This window comes from Ectopseudomonas composti (assembly GCF_001567565.1).
GTDB lineage: Bacteria > Pseudomonadota > Gammaproteobacteria > Pseudomonadales > Pseudomonadaceae > Aquipseudomonas > Aquipseudomonas composti_A.
Genome location: NZ_LSSW01000030.1, coordinates 87018 through 104077, shown reverse-complemented (window position 1 = coordinate 104077; position 17060 = coordinate 87018). Strand labels below are relative to the sequence as shown.

At 62.2% G+C, this 17060-nt stretch carries 20 protein-coding genes; 11 read left to right on the top strand and 9 right to left on the bottom strand.

Annotation, left to right across the window (positions count from 1 at the left end):
• Window positions 1-144 precede the first annotated feature (144 nt).
• The 4 genes from PCLY_RS20805 to minC form a co-directional block, all read right to left on the bottom strand.
• The gene (locus PCLY_RS20805) at window positions 145-780 is read right to left on the bottom strand and encodes an RluA family pseudouridine synthase (RefSeq protein WP_061241862.1); all 636 of its coding nucleotides are present in this window, start codon (window positions 778-780) and stop codon (window positions 145-147) included.
• A gap of 141 nt (window positions 781-921) precedes the next feature.
• Entirely contained in the window at window positions 922-1176 is a 255-nt protein-coding gene (gene minE, locus PCLY_RS20800) for a cell division topological specificity factor MinE (RefSeq protein ID WP_004423407.1), read from the bottom strand.
• Window positions 1173-1988, bottom strand: a complete 816-nt coding sequence (minD, locus tag PCLY_RS20795) for a septum site-determining protein MinD (protein ID WP_061241860.1) — start codon at window positions 1986-1988, stop codon at window positions 1173-1175. The genes minE and minD overlap by 4 nt, the downstream gene beginning before the upstream one ends.
• Before the next feature lie 100 nt (window positions 1989-2088).
• Window positions 2089-2817: a septum site-determining protein MinC gene (gene minC / locus PCLY_RS20790; protein ID WP_061241858.1), complete on the bottom strand. Its 729-nt coding sequence runs from the start codon at window positions 2815-2817 to the stop codon at window positions 2089-2091.
• Window positions 2818-3045: 228 nt separating this feature from the next.
• Here minC and PCLY_RS20785 point away from each other — a divergent pair, with 228 nt between their 5' ends.
• Both PCLY_RS20785 and PCLY_RS20780 read left to right on the top strand, forming a co-directional pair.
• Window positions 3046-3978 (top strand): lipid A biosynthesis lauroyl acyltransferase, encoded by a 933-nt coding sequence (locus PCLY_RS20785; RefSeq protein ID WP_061241856.1) that lies wholly within the window; start codon window positions 3046-3048, stop codon window positions 3976-3978.
• Window positions 3979-4013: 35 nt separating this feature from the next.
• Window positions 4014-5189, top strand: coding sequence for a patatin-like phospholipase family protein (locus PCLY_RS20780; protein WP_061241854.1), 1176 nt, complete (start codon window positions 4014-4016; stop codon window positions 5187-5189).
• Window positions 5190-5271: 82 nt separating this feature from the next.
• Here the strand turns inward: PCLY_RS20780 and PCLY_RS20775 are convergent, their stop codons facing one another.
• The 4 genes from PCLY_RS20775 to PCLY_RS20760 all read right to left on the bottom strand — a co-directional run bounded on the left by PCLY_RS20775 (window position 5272) and on the right by PCLY_RS20760 (window position 8684).
• Complete coding sequence (locus PCLY_RS20775; protein ID WP_061241852.1) at window positions 5272-6126, bottom strand: pirin family protein; 855 nt, start codon at window positions 6124-6126, stop codon at window positions 5272-5274.
• 111 nt (window positions 6127-6237) lie between these two features.
• Window positions 6238-7008 (bottom strand): MlaA family lipoprotein, encoded by a 771-nt coding sequence (locus tag PCLY_RS20770; RefSeq protein WP_061241850.1) that lies wholly within the window; start codon window positions 7006-7008, stop codon window positions 6238-6240.
• Window positions 7001-8299 carry a serine/threonine protein kinase gene (locus PCLY_RS20765; RefSeq protein WP_061241848.1) on the bottom strand — a complete coding sequence of 433 codons (1299 nt, stop codon included), beginning with the start codon at window positions 8297-8299 and terminating at the stop codon, window positions 7001-7003. The genes PCLY_RS20770 and PCLY_RS20765 overlap by 8 nt, the downstream gene beginning before the upstream one ends.
• A gap of 160 nt (window positions 8300-8459) precedes the next feature.
• Entirely contained in the window at window positions 8460-8684 is a 225-nt protein-coding gene (locus PCLY_RS20760) for a DUF2061 domain-containing protein (protein WP_061241846.1), read from the bottom strand.
• A 190-nt stretch (window positions 8685-8874) separates the two neighbouring features.
• Between PCLY_RS20760 and PCLY_RS20755 the strand changes: the two genes are divergently transcribed.
• From PCLY_RS20755 to PCLY_RS20720, 8 genes are all read left to right on the top strand, one after another.
• The gene (locus tag PCLY_RS20755) at window positions 8875-9204 is read left to right on the top strand and encodes a DHCW motif cupin fold protein (protein ID WP_061241844.1); all 330 of its coding nucleotides are present in this window, start codon (window positions 8875-8877) and stop codon (window positions 9202-9204) included.
• A 6-nt stretch (window positions 9205-9210) separates the two neighbouring features.
• Window positions 9211-9585: a DUF2784 domain-containing protein gene (locus tag PCLY_RS20750; protein ID WP_061241842.1), complete on the top strand. Its 375-nt coding sequence runs from the start codon at window positions 9211-9213 to the stop codon at window positions 9583-9585.
• A 99-nt stretch (window positions 9586-9684) separates the two neighbouring features.
• Complete coding sequence (locus PCLY_RS20745; RefSeq protein WP_061241840.1) at window positions 9685-10497, top strand: SDR family oxidoreductase; 813 nt, start codon at window positions 9685-9687, stop codon at window positions 10495-10497.
• Between the two features lie 100 nt (window positions 10498-10597).
• Complete coding sequence (locus tag PCLY_RS20740) at window positions 10598-11761, top strand: MFS transporter (RefSeq protein WP_061241838.1); 1164 nt, start codon at window positions 10598-10600, stop codon at window positions 11759-11761.
• A 74-nt stretch (window positions 11762-11835) separates the two neighbouring features.
• Window positions 11836-12264 (top strand): hypothetical protein, encoded by a 429-nt coding sequence (locus PCLY_RS20735; RefSeq protein WP_061241836.1) that lies wholly within the window; start codon window positions 11836-11838, stop codon window positions 12262-12264.
• Between the two features lie 9 nt (window positions 12265-12273).
• Window positions 12274-12606, top strand: a complete 333-nt coding sequence (locus PCLY_RS20730) for a YnfA family protein (protein WP_061241834.1) — start codon at window positions 12274-12276, stop codon at window positions 12604-12606.
• A 158-nt stretch (window positions 12607-12764) separates the two neighbouring features.
• Window positions 12765-14069 carry an OprO/OprP family phosphate-selective porin gene (locus tag PCLY_RS20725; RefSeq protein WP_061241833.1) on the top strand — a complete coding sequence of 435 codons (1305 nt, stop codon included), beginning with the start codon at window positions 12765-12767 and terminating at the stop codon, window positions 14067-14069.
• A gap of 82 nt (window positions 14070-14151) precedes the next feature.
• Window positions 14152-15081: a ParB/Srx family N-terminal domain-containing protein gene (locus PCLY_RS20720; RefSeq protein WP_061241831.1), complete on the top strand. Its 930-nt coding sequence runs from the start codon at window positions 14152-14154 to the stop codon at window positions 15079-15081.
• A gap of 50 nt (window positions 15082-15131) precedes the next feature.
• On the opposite strand, the gene PCLY_RS20715 is transcribed toward PCLY_RS20720, so the two are convergent.
• Window positions 15132-15737, bottom strand: coding sequence for an inorganic diphosphatase (locus tag PCLY_RS20715; RefSeq protein WP_061241829.1), 606 nt, complete (start codon window positions 15735-15737; stop codon window positions 15132-15134).
• A 102-nt stretch (window positions 15738-15839) separates the two neighbouring features.
• Between PCLY_RS20715 and PCLY_RS20710 the strand changes: the two genes are divergently transcribed.
• Window positions 15840-16973, top strand: coding sequence for a GNAT family N-acetyltransferase (locus PCLY_RS20710; RefSeq protein ID WP_061241827.1), 1134 nt, complete (start codon window positions 15840-15842; stop codon window positions 16971-16973).
• The last annotated feature ends 87 nt before the right edge of the window (window positions 16974-17060 follow it).

The following is a 17060-nucleotide window of genomic DNA, read 5'->3' as shown; positions in this document are numbered from 1 at the left end:
TCGTTTGGGGCGATAGTTCCAGGCTATCTGGGTAGGGTTGGCTGTGCGCACCGCCCTCTATCCATGGTCGAGGATTGAAGGGCTGCGCTGCTGTAACCGTCGGTGCGCACGGCGCACCCTACGGGAAGTGAGTGCCGGGAGTTATCAGAACGGCGCCGGGCACTCGAAACGCATGCGCTCGCCGGTCTGCGGGTGGGTGAGGGCGAGCATGCTGGCGTGCAGGCACAGACGCTCATGGGCGGCCAGGGCCTGTTCGTGGGCGTAGAGGCGGTCGCCCAGCAGCGGGTGACCGATGGACAGCATGTGCACGCGCAGCTGGTGCGAGCGGCCGGTGATGGGCGTGAGCTCGACCCGGCACCAGTCGCCGCAACGCTCGACGATGCGCCAGTGGGTCAGGGCGTGCTTGCCCAGTTCGTGGTCGACGACATGGCGCGGCTTGGTAGGCGGGTCGTAGCGTAGCGGCAGGTCGATGCTGCCACTGTCGGCCTGCGGCTGGCCCCAGCACAGGGCGGTATAGGCCTTCTCGGTCTCGCGGTCGTGGAACTGCCGCGACAGCTCGCGGTGGCTGTCGGCGTCGCGCGCCAGGACGATGATGCCGGAGGTTTCCCAGTCCAGCCGGTGCACGATGCGCGCCTCGGGGTAGCCATTTTCCTGCAGGCGGGTGACCAGGCAATCCTTGTTGTCATCGGCGCGGCCGGGCACCGACAGCAGCAGGGTAGGTTTGTTGATCACCAGCAGGGCGGCGTCCTGGTGGAGAATTTCGATCTGGCTTAGCGGCATGGTGTGTGGGCTGGTGTAGGAGCGAATTCATTCGCGATGCTTTGGCCTGTAGAAGCTTCGCGGATGAATCCGCTCCTACAGATGCGTGTTGCTACAAACGAATACGGCGGCCGAAGCCGCCGTGAGCACCGCCAGTCTCGATCAACGATCCGGCAGGGTGATATTCAATTCCAGAATCGAGCAGCTACCCTGGTTTTCCAGGGCGACCTGAACCTGATCCGAATCGATGTTGACGTACTTGCGGATCACCTCAACCAGCTCCTGCTGCAGAGCGGGCAGGTAGTCGGGCTGGGTACGCTGGCCACGTTCGTGGGCAACGATGATCTGCAGGCGCTCTTTGGCGATGGAGGCCGTGGTTTCCTTCTTGCGCGAACGCAAGAAGTCGAAAATATTCATTCGCGACCTCCAAATAGGCGCTGCAGGAAGCCCTGCTTCTTCACATCCAGAAAGCGGTGCGCCACTTCCTTGCCGAGCAGGCGATCGACTGCGTCGCTGTAGGCCTGGCCCGCATCGCTCTGGTCATCGAGGATGACCGGGATACCCTGGTTGGATGCCTTGAGCACGGCCTGGGATTCGGGGATCACGCCGAGCAGGCGGATGGCGAGGATTTCCTCGACGTCTTCGACGCCGAGCATTTCGCCCTTGGTAACGCGCTCGGGGTTGTAGCGGGTGAGCAGCAGGTGCTCCTTGATCGCTTCCTCGCCTTTCTCGGCGCGGCGCGATTTGCTCGCCAGCAGGCCCAGCATACGGTCGGAGTCACGTACCGAGGAGACTTCCGGGTTGGTCACGACGATGGCTTCGTCGGCGAAGTACATCGCCAGGTGCGCACCTTTCTCGATACCTGCCGGCGAATCGCAGACCACGTACTCGAAATTCTGCGACAGCTCGGCGATGACCTTTTCTACGCCCTCCAGGGTCAGCGCGTCCTTGTCACGGGTCTGGCTGGCGGCTAGCACATAGAGGTTCTCGAGGCGCTTGTCCTTGATCAGGGCTTGAGTCAGGGTGGCTTCGCCGTTGACGACGTTGACGAAGTCGTACACCACGCGGCGCTCGCAGCCCATGATCAGGTCGAGGTTACGCAGGCCGACGTCGAAGTCGACGATGACGGTCTTGTGCCCGCGCAGAGCGAGGCCGGTACCGATGGCGGCGCTGGTGGTGGTTTTACCGACGCCACCTTTGCCGGAAGTGACTACGAGGATCTTGGCCAAGGTGATTCACCCCAAAAAATGAAAATAACGCGGGAATCTGAGGCCATTCGAGGCTTCCAGATGCCCTTTTTGTGTCCGTAAAAAGTGGCGGAAGTATCCGTTAAAGGCGGGTGATGTTCAACACGTCACCCGACAGGCTGACCTGTATCGCATCGCCCCACAGCGGGTCGCGTCGCAGGTCTTCGGCGACCTTATAGTGGCCGGCGATCGACAGCATTTCGGCGCCCATTTGCTGACAGAAAATTCGTGCCTGGGTGTTGCCCTTGATACCTGCCAGGGCGCGGCCGCGCATGGGCGCGTAAACATGGATGTTGCCATCGGCGAGAAGTTCCGCCCCGGCGCTGACCGGCGCCAGTACGATCAGGTCGCCACCCTGAGCATAGACCTGCTGGCCGCCGCGCACCGGGCTGGTGATGATGCGGCTGGGCTTGTGTTCGGGCTCCGGTGGTTTTTCTTCCACCTTCTTCGGGGCTGGGTCGAGCGGCCGCTCACGTGCACCAGAGGGCGGCAGCACTGGCAGGTCCATGGCTTCGGCGGCGGCAACGTCGCTTTCCCGCGAGGCGCGAATGGCCAGGGTTCGCAGGCCATGACGGCGACAGACGGCCATCAGCTCGGCCAGGTCCAGCTCGCCTTCGCCTTCTGGCAGCTTGTCCAAGGCCAGCACCAGCGGCGTGTTACTGAAGAAGGCCGGGGCCTGGGCGACTTTTTCCGTCAGCTGCGCGTCGAGGCGTTCGAGGTCGTTGTGCGCCAGTTCCATCACTGTGATGGCGAGCATGCTGCCCTTGAGCTGGAATACGGGGTCTTGGGCGAGGAGGTCGGCTTGGCTCATGGTGGTGCGATGGGCCTTCTGGCGAGTCGAAAGATGCCCGGACTTATAACGGCATCGCCCGCCTGCCGCAAGCTGCGTGCGTCAGCCATGCAGGAGCGCCGCGCCGTCAGCTGTGCACGCGGGCTGTCGATTCCATGCGGTCACCTGCGGTGGCGGCAGCGATGCCACCGAGCCGGGCGGGAAAACTGCGTTAGAATGCGCGGCTTTGTAAGTGATCGGATACGCCTCATGGATCGCCCCCGCTTTCGCGCCTGTTTTCTTCATCCGCGTTTCTGGCCGTTGTGGCTGGGCCTTGGGCTGCTGTGGCTGGTGGTGCAGTTGCCTTATGGCGTGCAACTGAAGCTGGGGCGAGCGCTGGGCTGGCTGATGTACTTCACGGCGAGCTCGCGCCGGCAGATCGCTGCGCGCAACCTGCAACTGTGCTTCCCCGGCAAGAGCGTTGCCGAGCGCGAGCGTCTGCTCAAGGAGAACTTTGCCTCCACCGGTATCGCTTTTTTCGAGATGGCCATGAGCTGGTGGTGGCCCAAGGCACGCCTGGCGCGCCTGGCGCATGTCGAAGGCCTCGAACATCTGCAGCAGGCGCAGGCCGAGGGGCAGGGCGTGATTCTCATGGCCGTGCACTTCACCACTCTGGAGATCGGCGCCGCGCTGCTCGGTCAGTTGCACACCATCGATGGCATGTACCGCGAGCACGACAACCCGCTGTTCGACTACGTTCAGCGCCGTGGTCGCGAGCGCCACAACCTCGATGCGACTGCCATCGAGCGTGAGGACATCCGCGCGATGCTCAAGGTGCTGCGTGCCGGTCGGGCGATCTGGTACGCGCCGGATCAGGACTACGGCCGCAAACAGAGCATCTTCGTGCCGTTGTTCGGCATCCAGGCGGCGACGGTTACCGCCACCACCAAGTTCGCGCGCCTGGGCAAGGCGCGCGTGGTGCCTTTCACTCAGCAGCGTCTGGCCGATGGCAGCGGTTATCGCCTGATGATCCACCCACCGCTGGACGACTTTCCGGGCGAGAGCGAAGAAGCCGACTGCCTGCGCATCAATCAGTGGATCGAGCAGGTGGTCAGCACCTGCCCCGAGCAGTACCTGTGGGCCCATCGTCGCTTCAAGACCCGCCCCGAGGGCGAAGCGAAGCTCTACGGAAAGGACAAGTAGCCCATCTATACTGCAACGAAAAACAGGATCAGCCGATGACAGTGATTGCACGTCCCGATGCTCCCGTTACCGGTTTGATCCTCTCTGGGGGCGGGGCGCGGGCTGCCTATCAGGTGGGCGTACTGTCGGCCATCGCCGACCTGCTGCCCGATGCCTCGCACAATCCCTTTCCGGTGATAGTCGGCACCTCGGCCGGGGCGATCAACGCCGTCAGCCTGGCCTGTGGCGCGATGCAGTTCGGCGAGGCAGTGCGTCGCCTGACCTCCGTCTGGCAGGGCTTTCATACTCACATGGTGTACCGCAGCGACTGGCCCGGGGTGCTGCGCCAGGCGGCGCACTTCGTTGGCCACAGCCTGCTGGGTCTGGGGCGCGATGCTCCGGTGGCCTTGCTCGACAGCTCGCCGCTGCGCGAGTTGCTGGAGCGCGAGCTGGACTTCTCCGGTATCGCGGCGGCGGTGCGTTCTCGTCAGCTTCGCGCCGTGGCGGTAACGGCCTTCGGCTACGAAAGCGGCCAGGCGATGACCTTCTATCAGGGGCGCGCCACCATCGATCCCTGGTTTCGCCATCGCCGGGTTGGGGTGCCGACGCGTCTGCAGCTCGAGCACCTGCTGGCCAGTGCATCGATTCCGCTGATCTTTCCGCCGGTGAAGATCAATCGCGAATATTTCGGTGACGGTGCGGTGCGCCAGGCAGCGCCGATCAGCCCGGCGTTGCACCTGGGGGCCAGTCGCGTGTTGGTGATCGGGGTCAGTGGCAACACGAGTAGCAACCCCTCTGTGCCGGTGGTTACGGCCAATCGGCCGCCGAGTCTGGCGCAGATCGGTGGACACATGCTCAACAGCACCTTCATCGACAGCCTGGAAACCGATATCGAGTTGCTCGAACGGCTCAACCAGATGAGCGCGCTGGTGCCGCCTGAGCGGCGTCCGCGCGGTCTGGGTTTGAATCCGGTGGATGTGCTGGTGATCGCTCCGAGCCAGCCGCTGGATCAGATCGCCGCACGCCACCAGCGTGAGCTGCCCAAGGCGCTGCGCCTGTTCCTGCGTGGCCCGGGTGCGACCAAGACCGGTGGCGCGGGTGTGCTCAGCTACCTGCTGTTCGAGCCCGGTTACTGCAGTGAACTGATCGAACTGGGCTATCAGGATGCGATGACGCGCAAGGCCGAGCTCAGTCGTTTTCTCGGGTTGGCCGAAGTGGCGCAGTCTGCTTGAGGCGCATCATCTGATCTGCGCCAGGGAGCGCCGCGCGCGTCAGCCGCACGGCGCATCCTGAGATATGTGTCGCTCTAGCGTTTCAGGCCAGCACGCCATCACGGAAGTCACGCAGCGCCTGTTCGATTTCCTCGCGGCTGTTCATCACGAACGGCCCGTATTGCACGATGGGTTCGTTCAGTGGTGTGCCGGCGATCAGCAGCACCCGCGCGCCATGGGCGCTGGCCAGGTGCAGCGTGCCCTCATCCGACAGCCTTACCAGGCGTCCGGCACTGACCGGTTGGGCGCTCGCCTCGGGCAGCTCCAGCAAACCTTGGTAGACGTAGAGCATGATCCGCTGGCCATCGGCCAGGCGTGGCGAAACCTGACTGCCGGCTGGCAGGTGCAGGTCGAACAGTTGCGGTTGGGTGTGCGGGCGCTGCACGGCGCCGGCCTGACGAATCTCGCCGTCATGGAATTCGCCCGCGATCACCACTGCCTCGACGCCTGACACCGTGCTGACGCGCGGGATCTCGCTGGCCGGAATGTCGCGATAACCGGCGTCGCCCAGTTTGTCCTTGGCCGGCAGGTTGAGCCAGAGCTGGAAGCCGCGCATGGCACCGGACTCCTGCTCGGGCATCTCGCTGTGGATGATGCCGCGCGCGGCGGTCATCCACTGCACGCCACCGCTGCCGAGCAGGCCGACGTTGCCCAGGTGGTCCTCGTGACGCATGCGACCTTCGAGCATGTAGGTGATGGTCTCGAAGCCGCGATGCGGGTGCGGCGGGAAGCCGGCGATGTAGTCGTCAGGATTGTCGGTGGAAAACTCGTCGAGCATCAGAAACGGATCGAAGCGTTCCAGACCGGGCCCGCCGATCACGCGGTTGAGGCGCACGCCGGCGCCGTCGGATGCAGGTTGGCCAGGCTGGATGCTGATGACGCGGCGTGGCGAGGTCATGGCGGGCTCCTTGAACGTTAGGAATGCCGCCATGCTATGCGGATTGAATCGATGTTTGGGTGGAAAATTTCCGGGCCATGCATCGATTAATTCGATGCATGGCCCGGAAGATCAGTCGGCGATCTTCAGCTTGCGCGACTCGTGATAGAAGAAACGCAGCTTCTCGTACTCGAATGGCGAGTTCAGCTGGCCATAGCGGAAGCCGGTATTGGCGCGGGTGTCGACGATGCGCAGCGCGGTGATGCCGGGATTGCTGCGGCTGGCGTCGGCCACGTCGAGGTAGTTGACCGCGTTTTCCAGGCTGTAGTCCGCCACCAGGCCGCCGGTGTCGCGCAGGTTCGACGGGCCGAGCAGCGGCAGCATCAGGTAAGGACCGGCCGGTACGCCGTAGTAACCCAGGGTCTGGCCGAAGTCCTCGCTCAGGCGCGGCAGGCCCATCTTCGTCGCCGGATCCCAGATACCGCCTACCCCGAGAATGGTGTTGAACAGCAGCCGGGCGGTGCTGTTCATCGCCCGCTTGCCCTTGAGCTGCAGCACGCTGTTGGCCAGCGTGGGGATCTCGCCGAGGTTGTTGAAGAAGTTGTGCACGCCGGTCTGCACCAGATTCGGCGTGACATAGCGGTAGCCGTCGACCACGGGCAGGAACACCCACTGATCGAAACGGTAGTTGAAGTGATAGACGCGGCGGTTCAACGACTCCAGCGGGTCATAGACCTGCAGGGCGTCGCTGGAGGCGCGCTCGAACTCCTGCTGATCCAGCCCTGGGTTGAACTGCAGATACTGCAGCGGGTTGGTGAAACCGTCGGCGTCGACATGGCGCTCGGCCAGGGCCTGCTCGCTGGCCAGCAGCAGGGCAATCAGAAAGGTGCTGTGCTTAACCACGGAAGAACTCCAGCATGGCGTCGCTGTTGACGCGATAGTTGAGGTTGCCGCAGTGCCCGCCACGCGGGTAAAGAGTCAGGCGGTCGCCAAAGGTGCGGCGCAGGAAGCCGATGTCGCCCGGGCCGAGAATCAGGTCGTCGGCATTGTGCATCACGGCGATCTTGTCGCTGCCTTTGAGGTAATCCTCCAGCGCGTAGAGGCTGCTCTCGTCGATCAGCTGGTTGAGGCTGCCGCCGTCGTAGCGTGCCCGCCACATGGGCATCAGCTGTTCGGCGATGTAGCAGTCGAAGTCGCAGCGCAGAGCCATCTGGAAGAACGGCGTGAGGCTGGTGCTCTCGGTGATGCGGTAGTCACGCGGGGTGATCAGGCCACGGCGGTTGAGCAGGTCCGAGGTGAACACGATGTCGGCAGACGAGAAGCGAAACGAGGTGCCGATGAGCATCGCCATCTGCTCGTTGGAGAGCTTCTCCTTGGACTGCTGGAAGTCGTAGAGCATGGCCTCGTTGATGTCGAGGTAGCCCTTGTCGTTGAAGTAGCGGGTCAGCTTGCCGAGCACCAGGTCATAGAAGTTGGTGCTGTTGTTGATGCCTTGCACCTTGGTCTGCACCAGTTTGTCCAGATTGCTGACCGAGGTGTAGAGGTTGACCGGCGGGTTTAGCAGCAGCACTCGCTTGAAATCGAAGGCGCGGCGGGTTTCGTCCAGCTGGCTGACGAAGGCGGCATGCAGCGCGCCGAGGCTGTAGCCGGTGAGCAGGTACTCGCTGACTTCCAGCTTAGGGTGCTGGGCGCGCACGGCCTGCATCACGCGGTACAGGTCGTCGGCATCATCCGGGCTGTAGCCTGGCGTGGCCGAGCGCGAGGCGGCGGCCATGAAGTCGTAGCTGGTCGGCGATGACAGTTGCACGACGTGAAAACCCGCGCCGTAGAACAGCTTCTTCAGGTACTCGGTGGTGCCGCTGGCGTAGTTCGCGCCGGTGCCGGAAATGATGAAGATCAGCGGTGCGCGACCCTTTTGTCGGGCCAGACGGTAATGCAGTTTGGTCACTGGCCAGAAGTTGTCCAGCAGCTCGAACTCGCGATCCGGGCGCAGACGCACCGAGTAGTCGCTTTGCCGGATGTCGTCATCGGCCGGCAACTCGGGGCGCAGCTCAGGCGGCGTGGTGGTGATGGTCGCCTCGAACGGATTGGCCAGTGGATAGCCATAGCTTTCGGCGTCCACGTCGGCCGCCGTTGCGGAGGCACAGAAGACCAGGCCGCCGAGCAAGGCGGCGAGTCGGGCAAGGCTGGGCATGTAGTTAAGTCCCTTTGAATAAGAGAACGTCTGGATTGAACAGCTGGCTTATGACAGCAGCAAGCGGGGCAAAGTGCCAGACTATCCTGCCTGATCTCGGGGAAACATGCGCAGTTGTGATGCATGCCATGCAAGCCTGGCTGGTTGTAGGCTGCTTCAGTTACGCGTGGTGGTGCAGCCAGGCATGCTTGGGACGCTCTGCGGTCGCCTGACCTCGGCGCTCGAAACGCTGCCAGATTTTCTCGTGGAAGTAGAAACCCACCGAGTTGCACAGGGGCTCGATGGCCGCCACCATGCCGCTGGCGGCGACGCTGCCGGTCAGGGCGTAAGTGACGCCGAAGGCGATGCAGAAGTGCATGAGGGTGAAGGTCAGGGTCTTGAGCATGATGCGCCTCGTTGAGAATCATTTCGTCTTGTGTGACAGGCTAGTCCTGTTCGTTTGAGCCGGGAAATGTGGCCTTTGCATGGTTTTCATAGCGCTTTTAAATCGATTTATTTTTCTTTGAAGTATTTTTCTATCTATGCGCTTTTTGGCGCTGCGCCAAGGTGGCGCTCTATTGCAATGGAGTCGGTCTATGCAAATCAGCGATGTACCCTTTGGTGTGACGGACTGGGCGTCGCTACCTGTGACCGAGCATCCGGGGGAGCGTGGAGTGGCGCGCTGGCGCACCTGCCAGTTCGGTTCGCTGCGTGTGCGTATGGTCGAGTATTCCCCGGGATACCTGGCCGACCACTGGTGCCATAAAGGACATGTGTTGTTGTGCCTTGAGGGGGAGCTGAACACCGAACTGGAAGATGGCCGGGTATTCGTGCTCAAACCCGGTATGAGTTATCAGGTGGCGGATGGTGCTGAGGCTCACCGTTCCTCGACCGCGTCCGGTGCACGCCTGTTCGTGGTGGACTGAGCCGCGATGGGTTGGCGTCTGGCTGCCGATGCTCTGGTAGTGATCCACCTGGGATTCATTCTTTTCGTGTTGCTCGGCGGTCTGTTGCTGCTGCGCTGGCCGCGCTTGCTCTGGCTGCATCTGCCGGCAGTGGCGTGGGGCGTGACGGTGGAGTTCTTCCATCTGCTATGTCCGCTGACGCCCTGGGAGAACCAGCTGCGGCAGGCGGCCGGTGATGCCGGTTATGAGGGCGGCTTCATCGAGCACTACCTGATTCCTGTGATCTATCCGGCAGGGCTGACACCTCAGGTACAGCTCTGGCTGGGCGGTTTCGTGGTGCTGATCAACGTCGCGGTTTACGCCTATCTGCTCATGGTCCGGTGCAAACGCACGCAGCGGTGATTTGCCTTGGCCATTCATGAGCCTGATGAAGGCACGGCGGCTTTATCTCCTTCGCTACACTGGCAGCCATTGCAACCAAACATTGAAGGCAGGGCTGCTATGCAAAACCGCATGATGATCACTGGCGCGGGCTCCGGCCTGGGACGCGAAATTGCCCTGCGCTGGGCTCGCGAGGGCTGGCGCCTGGCGCTGGCCGATGTCAACGAGGCCGGCCTGGCGGAAACCCTCACGCTGGTGCGGGAGGCTGGCGGTGACGGCTTCACCCGTCGTTGCGACGTGCGTGACTACAGTCAGCTGACGGCCCTGGCGCAGGCCTGCGAAGAGCAGTTCGGTGGCATCGATATCATCGTCAACAACGCCGGAGTTGCGTCCGGCGGCTTCTTCAGCGAGTTGTCACTGGAAGACTGGGACTGGCAGATCTCGATCAACCTGATGGGCGTGGTCAAGGGCTGCAAGGCGTTCCTGCCGCTGCTGGAGCAGAGCAAGGGCAAGATCGTCAATATCGCCTCGATGGCGGCCCTGATGCAGGGCCCGGGCATGAGCAACTACAACGTCGCCAAGGCTGGCGTGGTGGCCCTGTCGGAAACCTTGCTGGTGGAGCTGCGTCAGCAGGATATCGGCGTGCACGTGGTTTGCCCGTCGTTCTTCCAGACCAATCTGCTGGACTCCTTCCGTGGCCCGACGCCGGCGATGAAGGCGCAGGTTGGCAAGTTGCTGGAAAGCTCGCCGATCAGTGCTGCGGACATTGCCAACTACATCCATGACGAGGTGGCCAGGGGCAGCTTCCTGATTCTGCCGCACGAGATGGGCCGCATGGCCTGGGCACTGAAGCAGAAGAACCCGCAGGCGCTGTACGACGAGATGGCCAGCATGGCCGAGAAGATGCGCGGAAAGGTCAAGTCCGCGGGCTGACCGAAAGGTCAGTTATTTCTACCTGCAGGCTTGCCTGGCGTGGCCTGCAGGGGTAGGGTGGCCGGCCCGGCCTGCCTGCCGCAATGACCTCGGATACCTCGTGAAACCAGTCCCTCGGGCCCTGTTGTTGGTGGCCCTGGTGCTGGCGGCGATCAATTTGCGCCCCGGCATCACGTCCCTCGCCCCACTGATCGAACGCATCGCTGCCGAGCTCTCGCTGAGCCGCAGTTTCATCAGCCTCACCACCGCCTTGCCAGTGCTGTGCATGGGCCTGCTTGCGCCTCTGGCACCGCGTCTGGCCATGCGTTGGGGGCTCGAACGCACCATCGTGCTCTGCCTCGGGCTGATCGGCCTGGCGCTGCTGGCGCGTCTGGCTGCACACCAGAGCACGGTGCTGATTGGCAGCGCCATCGCCCTGGGCGCGGCCATCGCGGTCGCCGGGCCTCTGTTGTCCGGTTTTATCAAGCGTCATTTCGCCAGCCAGATGGGCCGTGTGGTGGGTTGGTATTCGCTGGGCATGGCCATAGGCGGTGCTGGTGGCGCGGTGCTGACTGCGCCGGCCACTGCGCTGTTTGGCGACGCCTGGCACCTGGGCCTGGCCGTATGGGCGGTACCCGCGTTGCTCGGGGTCATGCTCTGGCTGTGGCTGCCCAACCAGGCCGGCGCAGCCGACGAGCAGGAAAGCGGTGGCTTGCCCTGGCGGCAGCCGCGAGCCTGGCTGATCAGCTGCTTCTTCGCCATCCAGGCGGGGTTGTTCTATGCCATCGCGACCTGGGCCGTGGCGCGCTATCACGAAGCCGGGCTGAGCATGCTGCGCAGCAATTCGCTGCTCAGTCTGGCGATGCTCATGGGGTTGCCCAGCTCGTTCCTGCTGCCCTGGTTGGCGCAGCGCTACAACGCGCGTTATCCGCTGTTGCTGGCGTGTGGGGCGATCACCTGCGCCTGCCTGGCGATGGTCACCTTCATGCCGCGTTGGCTGCCGGAGTTGTGGGCGGTGATCCTGGGCTTCTCGCTGGGCGGATCCTTCGCCCTGTCGCTGGTACTGCCGCTTTACGAAGCCGGCTCGCCGCTGGCGGTCAGCCGCTGGACGGCGATGATGCTGTTCACCGGCTACAGCCTGGGCTGTCTGACGCCCATTCTGACCGGCCTGGCGCGCGATCTGTCCGGCAGCTACCGCTTGCCATTCGCGGTGCTCACGGCGCTGGCGCTGGTGATGACGCTGGTGGCCTGGTTGTTGGGGCGAAACCGCCGCCAGTCTCGCTGAACAATTGGCAGCAGTTCCTTTCATGCCCAGGCGTGCTGTGTTAGAAGGCTTTCTGCTTTTTCAGGAGTGCCGGTGTGGAGTCCGAATCCATCGTCTATGGCTGTATCCGCGACTGGCCCTCGGATGATCCCGAGCAGCGCCGTCTGCGCCGCGAAACCAATCACGGCGTGTTGGCCGAACTACCTTCGGGTGATCTGTGGCCCTTTCTTGGCCGGGAAATGTTCTCTTTCTGCGATCTGCCCGGCGCAGGCCTCTATCAGACTCAGGTGATCCACTTCGGCGCGAGCTACTGTGCGGTGGAGTATGAGTGGAACCTGTGGATCGAAACCTTTGAGGCGCTGCTCAAGCGTCTGTACTGGGCCAGTGCGGTGGTTCACCTGGAAACCGAACTGGGCGGCATCCACACCTTCCGCTGGGAGTCCGATAGCGGCTTTCACAGCCCGCAGGAGGGCGCGCTGCGTGTGCGCTGCGCCTGGGAGCGTGAAGGCGCTCTGCGCGGATAGGTCGCCTCGATGATCAACTACCTGTGGTTTCTGCTGGCAGCCCTGTTCGAGATCGCCGGTTGCTATGCCTTCTGGATGTGGCTGCGGCTCGATCGCAGCGCCTGGTGGGTGTTGCCTGGATTGCTGAGTCTCGCGCTCTTCGCCCTGATTCTGACTCGCGTCGAGGCATCCTTTGCCGGTCGCGCCTATGCCGCCTACGGTGGCGTGTATATCGTCGCTTCGCAGGTGTGGCTGGCGCTGATCGAAAAGACCCGGCCAATGCTCAGCGACTGGCTGGGTGCAGCACTGTGTCTGGCTGGCGCCGCGATCATCCTGCTGGGACCACGTTTGCACACCTCCTGACTCGCTTATAAGCAACGGAAGTAAAAAGTTCCGCTGTCATCAAATCTTTATATATCGGCAACTGCGCTGAAATAACCCCTCGCCAAGATTCCCCCCAACACAAACGAGCCCATCGCTCGGGTGTTTTCAACACTTAAAGTCCAACAGGGGAATCCTCGATGATCCGTAAGCACTTCGCCGGTTTCGCAGCCAGCGCCCTGGCTCTGGCCGTCTCCGCCCAGGCTTTCGCCGGTACTGTCAGCACTGACGGCGCCGACCTCGTGATCAAGACCAAAGGCGGCCTGGAAGTCGCTACCACCGACAAGGCGTTCAGCTTCAAGCTGAGCGGCAAGCTGCAGTGGGATGCCACGCAGTTCGATGGTCTGATGGCTGCCGACCAGAACAAACCGTTCGACGATACCTTCAACACCTTCATCCGTCGCGGTGAGTTCGGCCTGGAAGGCACCGCCTACAGCGATTGGGACTGGGGTCTGCGTCTGAGCTACGACGAAGGCGATGACACCAAAGTCGACCGCGCGTACATCGCCTACACCGGCCTGGATATCGGTAAGTTCACCGTTGGCCGTTTTGGTGGCGACTACGGTCTGGAGAACACCACCAGCTCTTCCTGGATCACCGCCATCGAGCGCCCGTTCATGTACGATTTCCTGAACGGTGATGAAGACACCCAGTTCGGCGTGAACTTCAAGCATTCAGGCGACAACTACGGTCTGATGGCTCAGGTTGCCACCTATGGGGGTGACAACAACTACAAGAACGAAGACAACGACGAACTCTACGGCTACACCCTGCGTGCCCACTGGGCGCCGTACCTCAACGGTACCGACGTTATTCACCTGGCCGCCAACTATCACAACAGCGAGTCCGACGATAACCGTGCTCGTGCTCGTACCCGCATGGGTATCCGCAGCGACAACGATTTCCGCCTGACCTTCGGCGACGTGCGTGTGGCTGACAAGGACGTTGAATGGGTGCTGGAGTCCGGCGCTCAGTTCGGTGCCTTCCGTGCTCAGGCCGAGTACTTCCAGCGCCAGATCAGCGGCGAAACCCTGGCCGGTGCCAAGTCCGACGTCGACCTCAGCGGTTACTACGCTCAGGTTTCCTACATGTTCAACGGCGTGCGCCAGTACAAGGCTGCTGACGGCAAGTGGGACAAGCCGGACAACATGAAAGGCTCGTGGGAAGTCTTCGCTCGCTATGAAAGCGCCACCATCGACTCCGATGCAGGTGCCATTCCGGGCAACCTGGGTCTGGCCGGTATCGTTGCTGACGACGTCAACGACGAGTTCAAGACCAAGGCCATGGTGGTGGGCGTGAACTACTTCGTTACCCCGTCCGTCCGTACCAGCTTGAACTACGTCGACTATCAGGTAGACAACATCAACACCTCCAACCAAGTCGGTGGCAAGAGCGTGCAGGATGATGGCAAGGCCATCGTAGGTCGCCTGCAGTACGTGTTCTAAGCAACGACTTTATCCGTTGCTCCTGATTGAGCCCCGCCATTGGCGGGGCTTTTTTATCGCCAAGTTCTTTGGAGATCATTCGATGCGTCACATCACTCTGTTGCTGGTTGCGCTGGGCCTGAGCTCGGCCGTTCTGGCCCAGGATTACAGTGCAGCCCAGCCCGGCGAGCTGCTGCAGGTGCCCCTGCAGGCCTTGCATCCGACCCAGGCCGCGGTCGGTTACGATCAGATCTACTACAAGCTCGGCCGCTTCGCGCAGGAGCGCAACAAGCTGTTCGACGAGTACTGCGAAGCCAACGGGCAGGGCGAGAGTGCCAAGGTGCCGAGTGACGCCGACCTGCACAAACCCGAGAGCTTCACATGCCAGGACAAGATCGGTGCCCGTCGCAGTGACATGAAGACCGTGGTCATTGGCCCGCAGGGCAAGTTGTTCCTGACCGATGGACATCACACCTTCACCGTGTTGCTGGAGCACCCCAACGGGGGCGAAAACCTCGACATGTGGGTGCGGGTGACCGACAACTTCAGCGACAGCGCGGACATGGCCAGTTTCTGGCAGCGCATGGCGCAGGCGCGCAAGGTCTGGTTGAAGGACGGCAATGGCCAGGTCATCGATGCGCAGCAGATACCGAGCCAGCTCGGCTTGCAGCACCTGGCCAACGACCCCTATCGGGCACTGGTGTACTTCACCCGTGAGGTCGGCTACGACAAGCCGCGCTCTGGCGAAGTGGCTCCCGAGTTTCTGGAATTCTACTGGGGCAACTGGTTGCGCTCGGTGATGCCGCTGGATGGCTATGATCTTAGCGACCGTGGCGATTACCGCGACGCAGTCGAAGCGGCGGCGAGGAAGATGGTGGCGCTCGCGCCGGAAGACGAAGTCGGTGACAGTGGCTTCAAGGCCCGTGAGCTGGGCGGCTATTCGTCGATGGATCGCAAGGAGCTGAACAAGGTAGCCGGCCGCAAGCTGAACTATGCCACCCGCTACAAGAAGGCCCTGGCCGGAAAAAGTTGAGGGCTGCAATTGAAAAGGCCCAGCACCTGGCTGGGCCTTGTCACTATTACTCAGTTGTTCTTCTTGTAGTTGTCCAGGGCCTTCTGGATCATCTGGCGGGCTTCGGCGGCATTGCCATAGCCATTGAGTTCGACTTTCTTGCGCCCCTCCGGCAGTTGCTTGTACACGCGGAAGAAGGCCTCGATACGCTGGCGCTCAATCAAAGGTAGATCATCGATGTCTTTGATATCGTCGTAGCTCGGATCGATATCGCTGCTGGGCACGCCGATGATCTTCTCGTCCGCTTCGCCACCGTCGATCATCTTCAGATAGCCGATCGGACGAAACTTGATCAGCACGCCCGGGTGCAGGGGCTCGCGAGTCAGTACCAGGCCGTCCAGGGGATCATTGTCGCCACCCAGCGTGCGAGACAGCGAGCCGTAGTTGGCCGGATAAACCACCGGCATGGATTGGAAACGGTCGACGAAGACCAGACCTTCTTCGTTGATCTCATATTTGGTGAAGCTGCCTGCCGGGATTTCTACGGCCATATGCACGTTGTTCGGTGCGTCTTCTGCCTGGCTCGCGTGAAAGGGGTGGGTGATCGACTGCTGGGCGAGAGCGTTACCAGTGCCGAGCAGGAGCGCGACGCCGAGGGCGAGAAGGGACTTTTGCATGGGGAACTCCTTTACAGAGCTTAAGGTTATAAGAGTTGGCCTTCTCATATTGCGGGTGCATTGTTAGAGATATATTGCAGTCTGGCTTCTGGAGTTGAGCTCATGCCCGTTACCATCATCGACTCGCTTCAAGCGCTGCCCGCCGACGTCTGGGATGGGCTGCTGGAGCGGCCGCAGCCGTTTCTGCGTCATGCCTTTCTCAGTGCGCTGGAGGACAGCGGCAGTGTGGGCGGGCGCAGTGGCTGGCTGTCGTCGCACCGACTCTGGAGCGACGAACAGGGCAAGGTGCAGGCGGCGTTGCCGGCTTATCTGAAACAGCACTCCTATGGCGAATACGTGTTCGATCACGGCTGGGCCGATGCCTGTCGGCGGGCTGGCATCGGCTACTACCCCAAGCTGCTGGGCGCTGTGCCGTTCTCTCCGGTCACTGGGGCACGCTTGCTGGGTGATGCCCAGGCAGCCGGGCAACTGCTCGACACGCTCACGGCGGAGTTACCTGCGCAGGGGCTGTCGAGCCTGCACATCAACTTCACCAGCCCTGCCTGTGACGCCGTGATGGCGCAGCGACAGGGCTGGCTGCAACGCCTGGGTTGCCAGTTTCACTGGCACAATCGCGGTTACCGTGATTTCCAGGACTTTCTCGATGCGCTCAGCTCGCGTAAGCGCAAGCAGATGCGCAAGGAGCGCGAGCAGGTGGCGGGGCAAGGCATCGAGTTCGGCTGGCGTCTGGGGCATGAGTTGAGCGAGGTCGACTGGGATTTCGTCTACACCTGCTATGCCAACACCTACCATGTACGTGGGCAGGCCCCTTATCTGACGCGAGACTTCTTCAGTCTGCTGGCTGAGCGCATGCCCGAGATGATTCGCGTGGTCTTCGCCACGCAGCACGGGCGTCCGCTGGCCATGGCGTTCAGCCTGGTCGATGGCGATACCTTCTATGGTCGCTACTGGGGGTGTCTGGCCGAGTTCGATCGGCTGCATTTCGAGACCTGCTTCTATCAGGGCATGGAGCAGGCCATCGCCGAAGGCCTGCAGCGCTTCGATGCCGGCGCGCAGGGCGAGCACAAGTTGATCCGGGGGTTCGAGCCGGTCATTACCCATTCGTGGCATTATCTCTGCCACCCGGGGTTGCATGCTGCCGTTGCCGAGTTTCTTGAGCAGGAGCGCTCTGGCGTGCGGGTTTACGCGCAAGAGGCGCGAATCCATCTGCCTTTTCGCCAGACCAATGACGGCTGACCGAGCGATCAGGTTATCGTCGCAGGCCGAAGCTGCTGTTTGCCGGAAGTTCCCCAGGTCGGAGATTTCTGCAAAAACTCCAGAGCT

What these genes read in the sequence shown, in the direction of transcription:
- PCLY_RS20805 (WP_061241862.1), bottom strand. Translation starts at nt 780, where the DNA reads ATGCCGCTAAGCCAGATCGAAATTCTCCACCAGGACGCCGCCCTGCTG.
- minE (WP_004423407.1), bottom strand. Translation starts at nt 1,176, where the DNA reads ATGAATATTTTCGACTTCTTGCGTTCGCGCAAGAAGGAAACCACGGCC.
- minC (WP_061241858.1), bottom strand. Translation starts at nt 2,817, where the DNA reads ATGAGCCAAGCCGACCTCCTCGCCCAAGACCCCGTATTCCAGCTCAAG.
- PCLY_RS20785 (WP_061241856.1), top strand. Translation starts at nt 3,046, where the DNA reads ATGGATCGCCCCCGCTTTCGCGCCTGTTTTCTTCATCCGCGTTTCTGG.
- PCLY_RS20780 (WP_061241854.1), top strand. Translation starts at nt 4,014, where the DNA reads ATGACAGTGATTGCACGTCCCGATGCTCCCGTTACCGGTTTGATCCTC.
- PCLY_RS20775 (WP_061241852.1), bottom strand. Translation starts at nt 6,126, where the DNA reads ATGACCTCGCCACGCCGCGTCATCAGCATCCAGCCTGGCCAACCTGCA.
- PCLY_RS20765 (WP_061241848.1), bottom strand. Translation starts at nt 8,299, where the DNA reads ATGCCCAGCCTTGCCCGACTCGCCGCCTTGCTCGGCGGCCTGGTCTTC.
- PCLY_RS20760 (WP_061241846.1), bottom strand. Translation starts at nt 8,684, where the DNA reads ATGCTCAAGACCCTGACCTTCACCCTCATGCACTTCTGCATCGCCTTC.
- PCLY_RS20755 (WP_061241844.1), top strand. Translation starts at nt 8,875, where the DNA reads ATGCAAATCAGCGATGTACCCTTTGGTGTGACGGACTGGGCGTCGCTA.
- PCLY_RS20750 (WP_061241842.1), top strand. Translation starts at nt 9,211, where the DNA reads ATGGGTTGGCGTCTGGCTGCCGATGCTCTGGTAGTGATCCACCTGGGA.
- PCLY_RS20745 (WP_061241840.1), top strand. Translation starts at nt 9,685, where the DNA reads ATGCAAAACCGCATGATGATCACTGGCGCGGGCTCCGGCCTGGGACGC.
- PCLY_RS20730 (WP_061241834.1), top strand. Translation starts at nt 12,274, where the DNA reads ATGATCAACTACCTGTGGTTTCTGCTGGCAGCCCTGTTCGAGATCGCC.
- PCLY_RS20725 (WP_061241833.1), top strand. Translation starts at nt 12,765, where the DNA reads ATGATCCGTAAGCACTTCGCCGGTTTCGCAGCCAGCGCCCTGGCTCTG.
- PCLY_RS20720 (WP_061241831.1), top strand. Translation starts at nt 14,152, where the DNA reads ATGCGTCACATCACTCTGTTGCTGGTTGCGCTGGGCCTGAGCTCGGCC.
- PCLY_RS20715 (WP_061241829.1), bottom strand. Translation starts at nt 15,737, where the DNA reads ATGCAAAAGTCCCTTCTCGCCCTCGGCGTCGCGCTCCTGCTCGGCACT.
- PCLY_RS20710 (WP_061241827.1), top strand. Translation starts at nt 15,840, where the DNA reads ATGCCCGTTACCATCATCGACTCGCTTCAAGCGCTGCCCGCCGACGTC.